We start from the raw sequence: 637 nt of genomic DNA, 5'->3' as shown, positions 1-637 counted from the left end.
CTTCTATCTAAAATAAAAGAATGTACCCTTCTATCCAAATCCAATTTGCATCGATAAAATAAATCCAAATTCCAGTAGTAGATGAATAATTGCAAATTTTTGTGTGTACGAGATTAGAATAACTTCAAAATAACTGACATAATTTTTTATTTTTCCTGATCAGAAAAATACATGAAAAAGAAAGGAGGTAGAAAAATTTTTGGATTTATGGTTAAAGAAGAAAAAGAAGAAAACTGGGGTTCNGTACCCTTCTATCCAAATCCAATTTGCATCGATAAAATAAATCCAAATTCCAGTAGTAGATGAATAATTGCAAATTTTTGTGTGTACGAGATTAGAATAACTTCAAAATAACTGACATAATTTTTTATTTTTCCTGATCAGAAAAATACATGAAAAAGAAAGGAGGTAGAAAAATTTTTGGATTTATGGTTAAAGAAGAAAAAGAAGAAAACTGGGGTTCTGTTGAATTTCAAGTATTCAGTTTCACCAATAAGATACGGAGACTTGCTTCACATTTGGAATTACACAAAAAAGATTTTTCATCGGAAAGAGGTCTCCGAAGACTTTTGGGAAAACGTCAACGTTTGCTGGCTTATTTGGCAAAGAAAAATAGAGTACGTTATAAGAAATTAAT

The 637-nt window shown here is 29.4% G+C and carries 1 protein-coding gene; it reads left to right on the top strand.

Annotated features, from left to right (window positions below; translation table 11 throughout):
* Nucleotides 1–392: 392 nt before the first annotated feature.
* Nucleotides 393–637: 30S ribosomal protein S15 (gene rpsO, locus QQL79_RS22600; RefSeq protein WP_284394518.1), on the top strand; the 245-nt coding region annotated here is incomplete at its 3' end.

The sequence above is a fragment of the Devosia yakushimensis genome (assembly GCF_030159855.1).
GTDB classification, from domain to species: domain Bacteria; phylum Pseudomonadota; class Alphaproteobacteria; order Rhizobiales; family Devosiaceae; genus Devosia; species Devosia yakushimensis.
This window is presented reverse-complemented; position numbering and strand designations above follow the sequence as displayed.